Source organism: Corallococcus sp. AB049A (genome assembly GCF_003668885.1).
Lineage (GTDB): Bacteria > Myxococcota > Myxococcia > Myxococcales > Myxococcaceae > Corallococcus > Corallococcus interemptor.
In genome coordinates, this window is record NZ_RAWL01000213.1 from 1 (window position 1) to 14,540 (window position 14,540).

The window sequence follows — 14,540 nt, forward strand, 5'->3', positions numbered from 1 at the left end:
CCCAGGAGGGGCGCGGACGAGCCGGGCAGCGAGGCGCCAGGGCGGAAGAGGGGGACGCCGGTGGCGAGGGACGCGAAGCTCTGGACGAGGCGGCGGCGGAAGGCGGCGGACACGGTGATTCGTGTCCCATGGCCTCGCATTCCCTCTCAATCGGACCTCCAAGGACTCGCCCGGGCCCGGCCGGACACCAACCGGGCTTATCCACCGCTTTCCACCTGCTGTCCGCCCGCCTGGTGGGCAGCAGGGATTCAGGTGCAGTTCACGCGGTCTTGAACTATATGAACGGCCCGGAAGGAGACCGCGCACATGGATGTCGCTCACGAGCTGACGGAGTTTCTGGGGCAGGTGGAGCAACGTCTGACCGACTTGCTCGCGGATGGCGACGTCGGTCCGGACGTGAAGGGCGACACGCTGATGGATGCGGCGCGTCACCTGTGCCTGGGCGCTGGAGGCAAGCGGGCGCGGCCCATGCTCGTCCGGCTGTTTGGCGGCGTGGTGGGAGTGCCGGCCGCCCGGCTGGTGGACGTGGGCGTGGCGGCGGAGATGATCCACTCGGCCAGCCTGCTGCATGACGACGTGGTGGACGCGGGCATGTTCCGCCGGGGCCGCCCGACGGTGAACGCGCGCTGGGGCAACATCGTCGCGGTGATGAGCGGCGACCTCATCCTGTCCACGGCGCTGTCGCGGCTGTCGGAGCTGGACGCGCGGCTGGTGCAGAGCGGCCTGTCCATCGTCACGGAGATGACCCGCGCGGCCATCGCGGAGGTGGAGGCGCGCGGGGACCTGAACCTGCCGCTCACGCGGCTGCGCTACATCGCCGAGGGCAAGACGGGCTCGCTGTTCGGCTGGTGCGGCAAGGCGGCCGCGACGCTGGCGGATCAGCCGGAGGCGCGGGAGCGCTTCGACGCCTTTGGCCGGCACCTGGGCGTGGCGTTCCAGATCGCCGACGACATTCGCGACATCCTGGGCACGGACGTGGGCAAGCCCCGGTACGCGGACGTGCACTCGCGCACGCCGTCGCTGCCCATCCTGCTGGCGGTGTCGCGCGACGAGTCCCTGCGCCGCAAGCTCAAGGACGCGTGGGCGTTCTCCGTCATCACCCCGGAGCGCACCCGGGAGATTGGCGCCGCCATCGAGGCCACCGGCGCGGTGGAGGCGTCCATGGAGCGGATGAACGCGGAGATTGGCGCGGCGCTCGACCGCCTGGGGCCCTTCGCCAACGACGCGGCGGGCGCGGAGCTGATGAGCTGGGCGCACCGGCTGTCCGCGGGCATCGCGGAGCAGGTGAAGGGACGCGCTGCGTGAAGGGCTACCTGTGGACAGGGGGGGATCCCGGGAGCCACAAGCCCGTCGCGCCGCCGGAGCACGGAAGGCTGGCGCCATGGGAAGCCATCGCGGTGGAGGCGGTGGGCAACGTCATCGAGTTCTGGGGCTTCAAGCGCAACCAGGGCCGGGTGTGGGGCCTGCTCTACCTGCGCGGTGAACCCCTGACCGCGGGCGAGATTGAGCGCGAGCTGGACCTGTCCAAGGGCGGCGTGTCCATGCTGCTGCGCGACCTGGAGCACTGGGGCGTCATCCAGCGGGTGCGCGTGCCGCAGGACACGGTGTGGCGCTACGCGGCGGAGACGGACCTGGTGCGGATGGTGACGCACGTGGTGGAGGAGCGCGAGGCGGCCTTCGTCACCCGCATCCGCGCGGACCTGTCCGAAGCGCGCCGGCTGGCGGAGGCCACGGGCGGCCTGCCGCCGGAGAGGCTGCGGCGGCTGGAGCGCATGGCCGTCCTGGCCGAGCACGTGGAGCGCGCGCTGCGGCTGTTCATCAAGACGTCCCGCCTGGACGTGGGCGGGGTGCTGGGCGCGTTCCGCGACGGCGCCCTGGCGCGGAGCAAAGGCGAGCGGTAGCGGCGGGAGGAGACGCACATGGATTCGCACTACGACCAGGTGATGAAGGCGCGCGAGCAGGCGGACGCGAACGCGCCCCGGCGGTACTTCGCGTACTCGACCATCCTGGACCGGGCCGCCTTCGACGAGTGGAAGCACCAGCACGGCTACGGCTTCTTCGAGCTGCCGGAAGGCCGGCTCGCCGAGGCGCTGGACGTGGACCTCGTCTACGACTTCCCCTCGCGCTGGTGGGGCGGCCGGGTGGCGGGCCTGACGGACGCTCCGGGCGCGCGCGTGTACGGGCGGCTCTTCGAGATTCCCGGCAGGGACTGGCCCATCGTCCAGCACAAGGAGGGCTTCGTCACCAGCATGTGCGTGGAGCGCACGGTGCGCGTGCGCGTGGACGGCCAGGAGGTGGAGGCCACCGCGTTCGTGACCAACCCGCGCCGCGCGTCGTCGGACGGGCCGGTGAGCCCACGCTTCGTGGAGGCGCTGGTGCGCGGCGCGAAGAGCGCCGGGCTGCCCGCGGACTACGTGGAGAAGCTGGCGCGCGGCGAGTCGCGCTGAACACGTCCTCGCCGCGTGGGAGCCTGTCTCAAGGCCGCGCGGTGGGGGCGATGCGGTCCAGCGTCATGTGCTTCAGGCCGCTCGGTGGGTCCGGGTTGGCGTTGCATAAAGCCCAGCCGTAGCAGCCGCCCTGGCGCACGGACGCCGGGGCCTCCGGCGGGTGGTTGCCCACGTTCTCCGGAATGACCTTGCCGTACTGGCCGGTGCCGTCGTCGAACGGGTAGGGCGTGTCGTCGCGGTTGTTGACGGCCCCCACCGCGTGTCCGTGCCCGGCCCCCACGCCAGACCCTCCGTGTTGTGCAGGCCCCGAGCGAACAGCTCGCGCGAGCCGCCGCTCCAGTCCCACCGGTAGATGGCGCCGCGCAGCTCCGGCAGGGACGCGTCCGGCAGCCCGGAGGTGACCGTCTCCACCTCGCCGCGCGTCGTCGATCCACATCTGCCCACGCGCTCGTGGAAGATGATGTCGTGGGGCAGGCCCAGACCGGCACCGGCATGCCTGCTGGGATGTTCAGGGAGCGCGGCACGTCGAACGTTTCGCCCCACATGCCCTCCGGAACCTGGACTGCAGGCACGCCAGCCCCAGGATGGCCGTCAGCACGAGTGGTGGCCGCAGGGTCCGTTTTTCCAACCGGATTCCCCCCGGCCTTTTCAGGATGCCGCGACCTGAACAAACCTTCAGGCAGTTTTCTCGCGGCCTCGAGCACCCCTGAACGGACCTGAACAAACCTTCAGCCATTTTTCGCCCTGCTCGCGAAGCGTCATGCCTACATGAACAAGAGTACAGATGGCATGAAACATGAAACAAATAAATACAGACGCTGATATTGATTGTCTTTTATTGAAGGTTTCGTGTCTGTCTTTGAGGGCGGACCGGGCTTGACGGCGAAAGCGCGTTGTGGCTTCATGATTTTGATTCCGATAATCAAAATCATCTGGAGAGCGCGATGATCGGTCAGGGATGCTGCAGGTCGGTGCTGGCGCGAGGCCCGTGCGCCGAGGTGACGCGGTGCAGCTGTGGGCACATCCACCTGGCGGTGGGGCCGGTGACGCTTCGCCTGGAGGAGGACGTCCTGCGCGCGCTGGGGCACACGCTGGTGGAGGCCATCCACCAGCTGGAGCTGCCGCACGACGCCGAGTCGCAGGAGCAGGCTCCCGCCGCCCACGGGGCGTCCACCGGCGGGTGGAAGCAGTGAGCACCGTCCGGGGCACCCTCCGCTGGGGCGGCCTCGATCGCTCCGCGAGGGACCGGCGGCTGCCGTCCGCGTCCACGGCCCCCTCGGGCCTGCCGTCCATGCAGCGGCTGTCGCTGCGGCTGGAGGAGGGGACGGGGATGGCCCGGCGCCAGGCGGAGCAGTCCACGTTCCTGGAGGCGCTCTTCCACGGCTCGTGGAACGGCGGCGTCTATGGCCAGTTCGTGCGCGCGCGCCACTACGTGAACCACCTGCGCCAGCTGCACGTCGTCTACGAGGCGCTGGAGTCCGTGCTGCCGGGGCTGAAGGACGGACCGCTCGCGCGCGTGCTGCGGCTGCCGGAGCTGCGGCGCGCCTCCGCGCTCCTGGCGGACCTGGACTGGTTCTGCGGCGACACGCGCACGAAGCCCTTCGCCTGCGAGGACACGCGGCTGCACGCGGAGCGGATCCGCGAGGTGGCGGCGGAGGCCCCGCACCTGCTCATCGCGCATGCGTATGCCCGGTGCGCGCAGGACCTCTTCACCGCCCCCCGGCGCTCGGAGCTCATCGCTCGGGCGTTCGAGCTGGAGAACGGCCGGGGCACGGCCTTCTACAACGCGGTGTCCGCCGCGGAGCTGCTCGCCTTCCAGGCCCGGCTGGTGGCCCGGCTGGACGAGGTGCAGCTGACGGAGGGCGAGGCCCAGGAGGTGGTGCAGGAGGCGCGGCTGGCCTTCCGCATCCAGACGCTCATCTGCGACGAGCTGGCGCGCGACGCACCGGAGCTCGACGGGCCGGGCGGGAGCGCCGGGTAGGGTGGCCCCGACCCCACGGGTCACCTCCCCGACGGGGCGGCCCCGTGCCGTTTCGTGACAGTCACGCTAGGATGGCGGAACGTGGCACTCCAGATGACCTCTCCCATTGATCGCCGTGCGTTTCCCCGCATCCATGCGCCCCTCTACTCGCGCCCCGCGCGAATGAAGGTGGGCGAAAAGAAGCAGGTGCTCGACGTCAGCCTCGGGGGCGCGCGCATCTACTCGGACGACCCGCAGGACGTGGGTTCGCGCCTGGACCTGGAGCTGTTCCTCCCGGACGGCAGCTCGGTGGAATGTACCGCGCGCATCGTCTGGGCCATCAAGTTACCCAAGGACGCCGTGGCCCGCTTCGAGGTGGGCCTGTCCTTCATCGACGTGCCGGAACCCGTGCTGGAGAGGCTGAAGACCGTGCTCGTCGCGGATGAAACTTGATTTACGACGACGCGCGCTCCAGCTCGCGCAGGTCGTCCGCCTCCAGCTTCAGGGAGAAGGACCCGAGCAGCTCCTTCACCTGCGGCACGGACGTGGCGCTGGCGATGGGCGCCACCACCGTGGGCCGCGTCTCCAGCCACGCCAGCGCCACCTGCGACGGCGTGGCGCCCCGGCGCTCCGCCACCTTCTTCAGCGCGGCGACGACGCCCCAGCCCCGCGCGTTGCCGTACTTCTTGAGCACGTTGCCCGCGCGCGCGGACGCCGGTGCCGGCTGGCCCTCCTGGTACTTGCCGGTGAGGAAGCCCGCGGCGAGCCCGAAGTAGGGCGCCACGGCCAGCCCTTCCTTCTCACTCACCTGCTGGAGCGCGCCCTCGAACTTCGGGCGCTCCACCAGGTTGTACTCCGGTTGGAGGACGGTGTAGCGCGCAAGCCCCAGCCGCTTCTGCGTGTCCAGCGCCTGCTGCGCGCGCTCCGCGGTGTGGTTGCTCAGGCCCAGCGCCTTCACCTTGCCCGCCTTCACCAGCGCGTCGAAGGCGCGCAGCGTCTCCTCGAAGGGCGTGTTCGGGTCGTCGTAGTGCGCGTAGTACAGGTCGATGCGCTCCACGCCCAGGCGGCGCAGGGACGCGTCCACGCTCTTCTCGATGTGCTCGCGCGTGAGGCCCTTGCCCAGCGCCGTCTCCGCGCCGACCTTCGTGGCGATGACGAGGCGGTCCTTCGCCTTGCGCGAGGCAATCCATTTGCCCAGCACCGTCTCCGACTCACCGCCCACGTGGCCGGGAACCCACCGCGAGTACACGTCCGCGGTGTCCACGAAGTCGCCGCCGCCCTCCACGAAGGCGTCGAGCACGGCGAACGAGGTGGCCTCGTCCGCCGTCCAGCCGAAGACGTTCCCGCCCAGACACAGCGGGAACACCTCCAGGCCCGTCGCTCCCAGCTTCCGCTTCGCTGCCGCCATGCCCCAGGTCCTTTCGGTGAGGCCGGGGCGTGCTACCCCGGCGTGAACCACACCACCGACAGCGGGGGCAGGGTGAGCGTCGCGGACGCCGGCTGGCCGTCCCAGCCCGTTGCCTCCGTGTGCACCTGGCCCCGGTTGCCCATGCCGCTGCCGCCGTACTCCCCGGCGTCGGTGTTGACCAGCTCCACATAACGGCCGTGGAGCGGGAAGCCCACGCGATAGTCCTCGCGCGGCACCGGAGACATGTTGGCCACGCACACCACGTGACGGCCCGGCGTGCGCGAGCGCCGCACGAAGGCCAGCACGTTCGCCGCGGACGCGTCCGGCTGCAGCCACTGGAAGCCCACCGGCTCGCTGTCCGAGTCATAGAGCGCGGGCAGGTCGCGGTAGAGGCGGTTCAGGTCGCTCACCAGCTTCTGGATGCCCTTGTGGCCCGGGTCGTGGAGCAGGTGCCAGTCCAGGCTCTTGTCGTGGTTCCACTCCGCCGGCTGGCCGAACTCGCCGCCCATGAAGAGCAGCTTCTTGCCCGGGTGGGCCCACATCCACGCGAACAGCGCGCGCAGGTTGGCGCGCTTCTGCCATGGGTCGCCCGGCATGCGCCCGTAGAGGCTGCCCTTGCCGTGCACCACCTCGTCGTGGCTGAGCGGCAGCATGAAGTGCTCGCTGAACGCGTACAGCAGGCCGAAGGTGAGCTGGTTGTGGTGGAACTGCCGGTAGACGGCGTCCTTGGAGAAGTACGACAGCGTGTCGTGCATCCAGCCCATGTTCCACTTGAAGTGGAAGCCCAGGCCGCCCTCGCTGACGGGCTGGGACACCTTGGGCCACGCCGTGGACTCCTCCGCGATGACCACCACGCCCGGGTGCTTGCGGCGCACGGTGTCGTTGAGCTCGCGCAGGAACTGGATGGCCTCTTCGTTCTCTCGGCCGCCCCAGCGGTTGGGGACCCACTCGCCCTGCTTGCGGCTGTAGTCCAGGTAGAGCATGGAGGCCACGGCGTCCACGCGCAGCCCGTCGATGTGGTACTCCTCCAGCCAGAACAGCGCGTTGGCGATGAGGAAGTTGCGCACCTCGTTGCGCCCGAAGTTGAAGACGAGCGTGCCCCAGTCCGGCTGCGACCCCTGGCGTGGATCGGAGTGCTCGTAGAGGGACGTGCCGTCGAAGCTGCCCAGCGCGTGGCTGTCGCGCGGGAAGTGGCCCGGCACCCAGTCCACGATGACGCCGATGCCCTCCTGGTGCAGGTAGTCCACCAGGTAGCGGAAGTCGTCCGGGTGCCCGAAGCGCGCGGTGGGCGAGTAGTAGCCGCCCACCTGGTAGCCCCAGGAGCCGCCGTAGGGGTGCTCCGACACGGGCAGCAGCTCCACGTGCGTGAAGCCCGTCTCCTTCACGTAGCGCGACAGCTCCGGGGCCAGCTCGCGGTACGTCATGGGCCGGTCGCCGTCCTCCACCACGCGGCGCCAGCTGCCCAGGTGCACCTCGTAGACGCTCCACGGGTGGTGGGCCGCGTCCACGTGCTTCTCCCGCGCCTCCAGCCACGCGCTGTCGCCCCACGCGTAGCGCTGCAGGTCATGCACCACGGACGCGGTGGCGGGCGGCGTCTCCGTGCGGAAGGCGAAGGGGTCCGCCTTGAGCAGCGGACCGCCGCCGTGGCCGGGGCGGATCTCGAACTTGTACCGGGCGCCTTCACCCACCTCCGGGACGAACAGCTCCCAGATGCCGGAGGACCCCATGCGCCGCATGGCGTGCAGGCGGCCGTCCCAGCCGTTGAAGTCACCCACCACGGACACGCCCCGGGCGGTGGGCGCCCAGACGGCGAACGACGTGCCCTTCACGCCGTTGTGGTGGATGAGGTGCGCGCCCATGCGCTCCCAGAGCCGCTCGTGGCGGCCCTCGCCGGCGAAGTACAGGTCCATCTCACCAATGGTGGGCAGGAAGCTGTACGGGTCGCGCAGCGTGAAGACCTTCTTGCCCGGGTACTCCACCTCCAGGAGGTAGCTGAAGGGCTCCGTGCGGCCGTTGATGCGCGCCTCGAAGACGCCGCCGGTGCGGTGCTGCATGGGCACCTTGCCGCCGAACTCCGGCAGGACGTGGATGGCCACGGCCTCCGGGCGGTAGGCGCGCACCACCACCGCGTCGCCGTCCGGGTGGACGCCCAACATGGAGTGGGGCTCCGGATGGCGCAGCTCCACCACGCGTTGCAGCTCCGCGTCCACCTGTGCTCTGTCCGCAGGCTTCCTCACTGGGCATCCTCCATCCGCAGCAGGGCCTCGACGGGGATGCGCACCCAGTCCGGCCGGTTGGCGAGTTCGTAGCGCACTTCGTACAACAGCTTCTCCAGCTCGAAGGCGCGCAACATCACGTCAAAGGCTTCATCACTGTCGGGCAGGAAGGCCGCGCCGCGCGTCGCCTGGCGGTAGCCCTCCAGGAACGCGTCCCGGGTGGGGCCCACGCGCCCGCGCGGCTGGCCGCCCTCCAGCGACACGGTGGCCTCCGCGTAGTCGAACGAGCGGATCATCCCCGCCACGTCGCGCAGGGCGCTGTACTTCTCCCGGCGCGCGGTGAAGGAACGGGACGGCTCGCCCTCGAAGTCGAAGAACAGCCACTGGTTCTCCGAGCGCAGCACCTGGCCCAGGTGCAGGTCGCCGTGGATGCGGACCTTCTGGCCGGAGGGCGCCACCTGCGCCAGCCGCTTCGCGTACGCGATGAGCCCCTCTCGCTTGTGCTCCAGGTCCGCGTGCAGCCGCCCGGCGTCCGCCAGCGTCACGCCCAGCTCGCCCACGATGGACGCGCTCCAGCGCTGCAGGTCCTCCTGGAGCAGCGGCTCCGGGGAGAACGCCAGGTCGTCCGGGCCCGCGGAGGCGAAGGCCTTGTGCAGCTCTCCCAGCCGGGCGCCCAGCTCGCGCATCTCCCCGAGGAAGCGCTCGGAGAGCGCCTTCTCCTGACGCAGCCGCTCCAGCGTGTACTTCCAGCCGTCCACGGCGTCCGGCACGAAGCGGTGCGCCAGCGCGAGCGTCGCGCCCGCGGGGCCCTCCAGGTTCAGCGCGCCCACCAGCTGCGGCGTCGCGCGGAAGTTCGTCTTCGTGGCGAGGAAGCGGCCCACCTCGTATTCGGGGTTCACGCCGGCCTCCAGCTTGCGGATGACCTTGACGATGACCCGCTCGCCCAGCACCAGCGACGTGTTGCTCTGCTCCACGTTGAGCCGGCGCACGGAGAGCGGATCCGGCAGGGCCACGCCGCTGTCCGTGGAGGCGATCCACTCTCCCACCACGCGGCCGGAGCCGGACGACACCACCTTGCCCTCCCGGGCCAGGTTGAAGAGGGCGCGCACGCAGTCGTCGTCCTCCAGCGCGCTCACCAGCCCCTCCGGCGTCTGCCGGGCCATGATCTGGTAGCGCTCCGGATTGCCCAGCTCGTAGATGACCTCGATGATGGCCAGGGTGAAGGCACACGTACCCAGCTCCATGGTCACGTGGTCCGCCACGCCGACGCTCTTGATGGGCCAGGCCTTTCCAGCGAACCAGCGCTGGGTCTTGAGGAAGTCAGGCAGCTTGGTCAGGTCCAGGGGCGTCACGCGGGGTTACTCCTTCGCCTGCAGTGGCTTGTCCAACCGGAACCACAGGAACATGTAGGGCCCCATCGACAGCTGATAGGGCAGTTCGCTGATGCGGGGGAACGGCGTCTCTCCAATCAACTCCACGGGGATGCTGCCTTCGAACTCGCGCAGGTCCAGCACGCCCGGCTGCGCGAAGCGCGACAGGTTGCAGACCACGAGCACCGTCTGCCCCTGCCACTCGCGCACGAAGGCCAGCACCTTGCGGTTCTCCGTGGTGAGGAAGCGCAAGCTGCCCATGGCGAACACGGGGTAGCGCTGGCGGATGCCAATCATCCGCTTCACCCACTGCAGCAGGCTGGACTTCTGCCGCTCCTGGGCCTCCACGTTGATGGACTGGTAGCCGTAGACGGGGTCCGCGATGACGGGCGCGAAGAGGCGCGCGTAGTCCGCGCGGCTGAAGCCCGCGTTGCGATCCCCGGTCCACTGCATGGGCGTGCGCACGCCGTTGCGGTCGCCCAGGTAGATGTTGTCGCCCATGCCGATCTCGTCCCCGTAGTAGAGGACCGGCGTGCCGGGCAGCGTGAAGAGCAGGCTGTGCATCAGCTCGATGCGGCGCCGGCCGTTGTCCATCAGCGGCGCCAGGCGGCGGCGGATGCCCAGGTTGATGCGCATGCGCGGGTCGGTGGCGTACTCCCGGTACATGTAGTCCCGGTCCTCGTCCGTCACCATCTCCAGCGTCAGCTCATCGTGGTTGCGCAGGAAGATGGCCCACTGGCAGGACTCCGGGATGTCCGGCGTCTGCTGCATGATCTCCACGATGGGCGTGCGGTCCTCGCGGCGCACCGCCATGAAGAGGCGGGGCATCACCGGGAAGTGGAAGCCCATGTGGAACTCGTCGCCCTCGCCAAAGTACACGCGCACGTCGGCGGGCCACTGGTTGGCCTCCGCGAGCAGCACCTTGCCCTGGTACTCGGAGTCGATGGTTTTGCGCAGGCGCTTCAGGAACGCGTGCGTCTCCGGGAGGTTCTCGCAGTTGGTGCCCTCGCGCTCGAAGAGGTAGGGCACGGCGTCGCAGCGGAACCCGTCCACGCCCATGTTGAGCCAGAAGCGCATGACGTCCAGCATGGCTTCCTGCACTTCGGGGTTGTCGTAGTTCAGGTCCGGCTGGTGGCTGAAGAAGCGGTGCCAGAAGTACTGCTTGGCCACCGGATCCCACGTCCAGTTGGAGCGCTCCGTGTCGGTGAAGATGATGCGCGCGCCCTTGTAGGACTCGTCCGTGTCGCTCCAGACGTACCAGTTGCGCTTGGGGCTCTTGGGGTCGCGCCGCGCCTCCTGGAACCAGGGGTGCTGATCACTGGTGTGGTTGACCACCAGCTCGATGATGATGCGCAAGCCCCGCTTGTGCGCCTCTTCCACCAGGCGCTGGAAGTCCGCCAGCGTGCCGTAGTCCGGGTGGATGCCGTAGTAGTCCGCGATGTCGTAGCCGTCGTCGCGCAGCGGGGACGGGTAGTGCGGCAGCAGCCACAGGCAGTCCACGCCCAGGTCCTGGAGGTACGGCAGCTTCTCAATCAGGCCCGGGATGTCCCCGTGGCCGTCACCATTCGAGTCATGGAATGCGCGGATGTGCAGCTCGTAGATGAGCGCTTTTTTGTACCAAAGCGGATCCAGGTCCATACGCCTCTCGGAGGGAGTCACTCGAAGTAGTCGAACGCGTGTTCGGTGCGGCGGTAGCGGTAGACGGCGAAGATTGCCGCGGGCTGTTCGGGCGTCAGGCGCACCTGCACGTCCGGGCCCTGCCACAGGGAGCGCTGGTCGGCCATCAGTTCATGCACCTGGTAGGTCTCCTCCGCGGTGACGCCCAGCCACTCCATGGGCACGCGCAGGAGCGCCTCCTGGGGCGCGTACGGATCCAGGCTCACCGCCACCAGCACCGTGCTGAGGCCATCCGGCGAGCGCTTGCCGTAGAAGAGGACGCGCTCGTTGTCGGACTCGAAGAAGCGCAGGCCCTGGTACTGCTGGAGCGCGGGGTGCGCCTTGCGGACGGCGTTGAGCTTCGCAATCCATTCGGAGATGTTGCCCGGCCGGTCCCAGTCCCAGGCAACCAGCTGGTACTTCTCCGAGTCCAGGTACTCCTCCTTGCCCGGCACCGGACGGCCCTCGCACAGCTCATAGCCGGAGTACATGCCCCACACGGACGACAGCGTGGCGGCCAGCGCGACGCGCAAGCGGAAGGCGCCGGGGCCCGCGTTCTGGAGGTTCTCCGGGAGGATGTCCGGCGTGTTGGGCCAGAGGTTGCCGCGGAAGTAGTCCGACACGGGCGGGCTGGTGATCTCCTCCAGGTAGCTGCGAATCTCGTCCTTGAAGAGGCGCCAGGTGAAGTACGTGTACGACTGGGTGAAGCCCACCTTGCCCAGGGCCTTCATCACCTTGGGGCGGGTGAAGGCCTCCGACAGGAAGAGCACGTCCGGGTGCAGGTCCTGCACCTCGCGGATGAGCCAGTGCCAGAACTGCATGGGCTTGGTGTGCGGGTTGTCCACGCGGAAGGTCCGCACGCCGTTGTCCACCCAGTACAGGACGACGGACTTGAGCTCCTTCCAGAGGGCGTCACGCGCGGGGCCCATCCAGTCGAAGTTGACGATGTCCTCGTAGCGCTTGGGCGGGTTCTCCGCCGTCTTGATGGTGCCGTCCGGGCGGTGCTGGAACCACTCCGGATGCTCCTTCACGTACGGGTGGTCCGGCGAGCACTGGAAGGCCAGGTCCAGCGCCACTTCGATGCCGTGCGCCTTCGCCGCGTCCACGAACGCGCGGAAGTCCGCGAGCGTGCCCAGCTCCGGGTGCACGGCCTTGTGGCCGCCCTCCGCGGCGCCAATGGCCCACGGGCTGCCCACGTCACCGGGCTCCGCGCGCAGGCTGTTGTTCTTGCCCTTGCGCGCGGTGCGGCCAATGGGGTGGATGGGCGGGAGGTAGACGGTGTCGAAGCCGAGCTTCTGCACGTACGGCAGCCAGGCCTGCGCATCCTTGAAGGTGCCGTGCGTCTTGCCGTCGCGCTTCGCGGAGCGGGGGAAGAACTCGTACCAGGCGGCGTTGCGCGCCTTCTCCCGGTCCACGAACACCTCCAGCACCTTGTCGTACCGGCGAGCAAGCGTGCGGTCCGGGTGCCGTGACGCGGCGTCCGCCAGCTCGGAGGACAGCGCGGCGAGGAGGTGGTCCGGCGAGGGCGGCGTGCGCAGACGGGCCCCGGCCTCGGCCAGCACGCGGTGGTCCTCCGCGGACTTGCCCTTGGCGCGCGCGGCGGCGCCCTCCAGCAGCGCGGCGCCTTCCAGCAGCTCGCTCTTCACGTCGCGGCCGGCGTCCACCTTGCGCTTCAGCTCGTGCGCCCAGGTGCGGAAGAGATCCGGCCAGGCTTCAATCGTGTATTCGTAGCGGCCGTTGTTCGCGAGGGGGATGGAGCCTTCCCACGCGTCGTTGTTCTTGAAGGTGAGGGGGACCTCCGCCCAGTCCGTCTTCTGCGCGGCGGGGGTGACCTGGCGCCAGCGCGCGACGGCCACGAGGACGTCGTGGCCTTCCTTGAAGATGTCCGCGCGGACGGTGAGGGTCTCTCCGGCGACGCGCTTGATGGCGTAGCGCCCGGCGTCCAGCTCCGGCTGGACGTTCTCGATGAACACGCTTCCGAGTCGTTCGGTCATATCGGCTGGCGGCCCCTTATAGGACTCTGAGTCAGTGGCTCCAGGCGGCATTGCGCGGGTGTTGTTGATTGAAGATGGGCGCCGTCCGGTCGCGTTGGCCTGTCAACGTTAGGAACGGAGGGAGCGCTCGCCCACCCCGAGGGACTGGGGGGATGGCCTCCGATAGTTGAAGCTGGGATCCGCCCCTCCGGTTGCGGTATCCGGGACGAACATGGCGCCCAAAGACTCCGCTGCTGAGCAAGCGAGTGACCTGTCGGCCGACCGCGACCTGCTGAGGCAGGTGGCGCTCGGCGGCGCGGCGGCCATGCGGGACGTCTACGCGCGGTGTTCCGCGCGCGCGTTCGCCATCGCGGTGCGGCTGCTGCCCACGCGCGCGGACGCGGAGGAGGTGCTGCAGGAGACCTTCCTGGAGGTGTGGCGGCGCGCGCGCGAGTTCGACCCGGAGCGGGGCGGAATGGAGACGTGGGTCACGACCATCGCGCGCACGCGGGCCATTGACCGGCTGCGTTCGCTGGGCACGGTGTCGCGGATGGTGGAGGGGGTGTCCCGGCAGCCGCCGCCGGTGAGCGCGACGCCGCCGTCGCCGGACGACGCCGCAGCCGCGGCGCAGGACCAGGCGCGGGTGCGCGCGGCGCTGGAGCAGCTGCCGCCGGAGCAGCGCGAGGTGGTGCTGCTCGGGTATTTCGACGGGCTGTCGCAGAGTGAGATCGCCCGGAAGACGGGCCAGCCGCTGGGCACGGTGAAGACGCGTGCCCGGCTGGCGTTGGAGAAGCTGGCGGTGCTGCTGGAGCCGAGCCCGGCGGGCACGTCCAGCTGAGTGCAGGACAGCGCCCCTGTTCCGAGGGGATGGGCGGTGGAGCAGGCCCAAGCCACGTCCTCCTTGCCGTCGTCGGACGCGGCCCCAAACCTTGCGACTTGTTTGGCGAACCCGAGGGAGGGGGCGGACATGCGCAAGAGGCGGGAGACGGGGACGGCGTTGATGAACGCGCGGGAGATGCGGCTGGTGCTGGCCAGTGCGCCGCGCAACCTGATGGAGCTGTCCCGGCGCGAGCTGATGGGGATGGTGCGGCGCGCGCGAGGCCTGGTGGTCCAGTACGAGAAGCTGGCGCACCGGGTGATGGGCGGGCGCATGCACACGCGGCGCAAGGCCGCCCTGTTCCGCACGGCGCTGTCGAGCTTCGAGTCACAGCTGCGGCGGATGGAGCTGGCGCCCGTGCGCAAGGCAAGGCCCGCGATGCGCAAGCGCCCGGCGGCGAAGAAGGTGATGCGGCCCGCGGCCCGCGCCACGCCGCCGCGCAAGAAGGCGGTGAGCGCGAAGAAGGCGACGCGGCCTGCGGGCTATGCGCGCCGGGGGCCCGTGAAGGCGCGAGCGCACAAGGCGAGACGCATGCCGGCGATGAAGGCACGGGCGCCCGCGCGCAGGGCCGCGACGCGGTAGTGGCTTTCGGGGGAGGGGAGGCCAGGTCGCGTCCAGCTCGTGGCCTGGCGA

General features: G+C 69.8%; 14 protein-coding genes. 8 read left to right on the forward strand and 6 right to left on the reverse strand.

Annotation, left to right across the window (positions count from 1 at the left end):
* Positions 1 to 306: 306 nt before the first annotated feature.
* From D7X55_RS22325 to D7X55_RS22335, 3 genes are read left to right on the forward strand one after another with little or no spacing between them, the layout of a single operon-like run.
* Complete coding sequence (locus D7X55_RS22325; RefSeq protein WP_120549754.1) at positions 307 to 1,305, forward strand: polyprenyl synthetase family protein; 999 nt, start codon at positions 307 to 309, stop codon at positions 1,303 to 1,305.
* Positions 1,302 to 1,901: a GbsR/MarR family transcriptional regulator gene (locus tag D7X55_RS22330; RefSeq protein WP_120549755.1), complete on the forward strand. Its 600-nt coding sequence runs from the start codon at positions 1,302 to 1,304 to the stop codon at positions 1,899 to 1,901. The genes D7X55_RS22325 and D7X55_RS22330 overlap by 4 nt, the downstream gene beginning before the upstream one ends.
* Positions 1,902 to 1,919: 18 nt before the next feature.
* Entirely contained in the window at positions 1,920 to 2,447 is a 528-nt protein-coding gene (locus tag D7X55_RS22335) for a gamma-glutamylcyclotransferase (RefSeq protein ID WP_121724126.1), read from the forward strand.
* Between the two features lie 28 nt (positions 2,448 to 2,475).
* Here the strand turns inward: D7X55_RS22335 and D7X55_RS22340 are convergent, their stop codons facing one another.
* A complete protein-coding gene (locus D7X55_RS22340) occupies positions 2,476 to 2,727 on the reverse strand; it encodes a hypothetical protein (RefSeq protein ID WP_147442810.1) in 252 nt (83 codons plus the stop codon).
* Positions 2,728 to 3,391: 664 nt separating this feature from the next.
* Between D7X55_RS22340 and D7X55_RS22345 the strand changes: the two genes are divergently transcribed.
* The 3 genes from D7X55_RS22345 (at position 3,392) to D7X55_RS22355 (ending at position 4,860) form a co-directional block, all read left to right on the forward strand.
* A complete protein-coding gene (locus tag D7X55_RS22345) occupies positions 3,392 to 3,640 on the forward strand; it encodes a hypothetical protein (RefSeq protein WP_121724127.1) in 249 nt (82 codons plus the stop codon).
* Positions 3,637 to 4,428 carry a heme oxygenase (biliverdin-producing) gene (locus D7X55_RS22350; RefSeq protein WP_120549758.1) on the forward strand — a complete coding sequence of 264 codons (792 nt, stop codon included), beginning with the start codon at positions 3,637 to 3,639 and terminating at the stop codon, positions 4,426 to 4,428. Before D7X55_RS22345 ends, D7X55_RS22350 begins: the two co-directional genes overlap by 4 nt.
* Before the next feature lie 81 nt (positions 4,429 to 4,509).
* The gene (locus D7X55_RS22355) at positions 4,510 to 4,860 is read left to right on the forward strand and encodes a PilZ domain-containing protein (RefSeq protein ID WP_233609995.1); all 351 of its coding nucleotides are present in this window, start codon (positions 4,510 to 4,512) and stop codon (positions 4,858 to 4,860) included.
* 1 nt (position 4,861) lies between these two features.
* Here the strand turns inward: D7X55_RS22355 and D7X55_RS22360 are convergent, their stop codons facing one another.
* The 5 genes from D7X55_RS22360 to D7X55_RS22380 are packed head-to-tail and all read right to left on the reverse strand — an operon-like array spanning position 4,862 to position 13,051.
* The gene (locus D7X55_RS22360) at positions 4,862 to 5,815 is read right to left on the reverse strand and encodes an aldo/keto reductase (RefSeq protein ID WP_120549760.1); all 954 of its coding nucleotides are present in this window, start codon (positions 5,813 to 5,815) and stop codon (positions 4,862 to 4,864) included.
* Between the two features lie 32 nt (positions 5,816 to 5,847).
* Positions 5,848 to 8,052, reverse strand: coding sequence for a 1,4-alpha-glucan branching protein GlgB (gene glgB, locus D7X55_RS22365; RefSeq protein ID WP_120549761.1), 2,205 nt, complete (start codon positions 8,050 to 8,052; stop codon positions 5,848 to 5,850).
* The gene (locus D7X55_RS22370) at positions 8,049 to 9,383 is read right to left on the reverse strand and encodes a phosphotransferase (protein WP_120549762.1); all 1,335 of its coding nucleotides are present in this window, start codon (positions 9,381 to 9,383) and stop codon (positions 8,049 to 8,051) included. The genes glgB and D7X55_RS22370 overlap by 4 nt, the downstream gene beginning before the upstream one ends.
* A gap of 6 nt (positions 9,384 to 9,389) precedes the next feature.
* Positions 9,390 to 11,039: a maltose alpha-D-glucosyltransferase gene (gene treS, locus D7X55_RS22375; RefSeq protein WP_120549763.1), complete on the reverse strand. Its 1,650-nt coding sequence runs from the start codon at positions 11,037 to 11,039 to the stop codon at positions 9,390 to 9,392.
* Positions 11,040 to 11,056: 17 nt separating this feature from the next.
* The gene (locus D7X55_RS22380; RefSeq protein ID WP_120549764.1) at positions 11,057 to 13,051 is read right to left on the reverse strand and encodes an alpha-1,4-glucan--maltose-1-phosphate maltosyltransferase; all 1,995 of its coding nucleotides are present in this window, start codon (positions 13,049 to 13,051) and stop codon (positions 11,057 to 11,059) included.
* Between the two features lie 211 nt (positions 13,052 to 13,262).
* Between D7X55_RS22380 and D7X55_RS22385 the strand changes: the two genes are divergently transcribed.
* Together D7X55_RS22385 and D7X55_RS22390 are read left to right on the forward strand one after the other, a co-directional pair.
* Positions 13,263 to 13,868: a sigma-70 family RNA polymerase sigma factor gene (locus tag D7X55_RS22385; protein WP_120549765.1), complete on the forward strand. Its 606-nt coding sequence runs from the start codon at positions 13,263 to 13,265 to the stop codon at positions 13,866 to 13,868.
* A gap of 129 nt (positions 13,869 to 13,997) precedes the next feature.
* Entirely contained in the window at positions 13,998 to 14,489 is a 492-nt protein-coding gene (locus D7X55_RS22390; RefSeq protein WP_121724128.1) for a hypothetical protein, read from the forward strand.
* Positions 14,490 to 14,540: the final 51 nt, after the last annotated feature.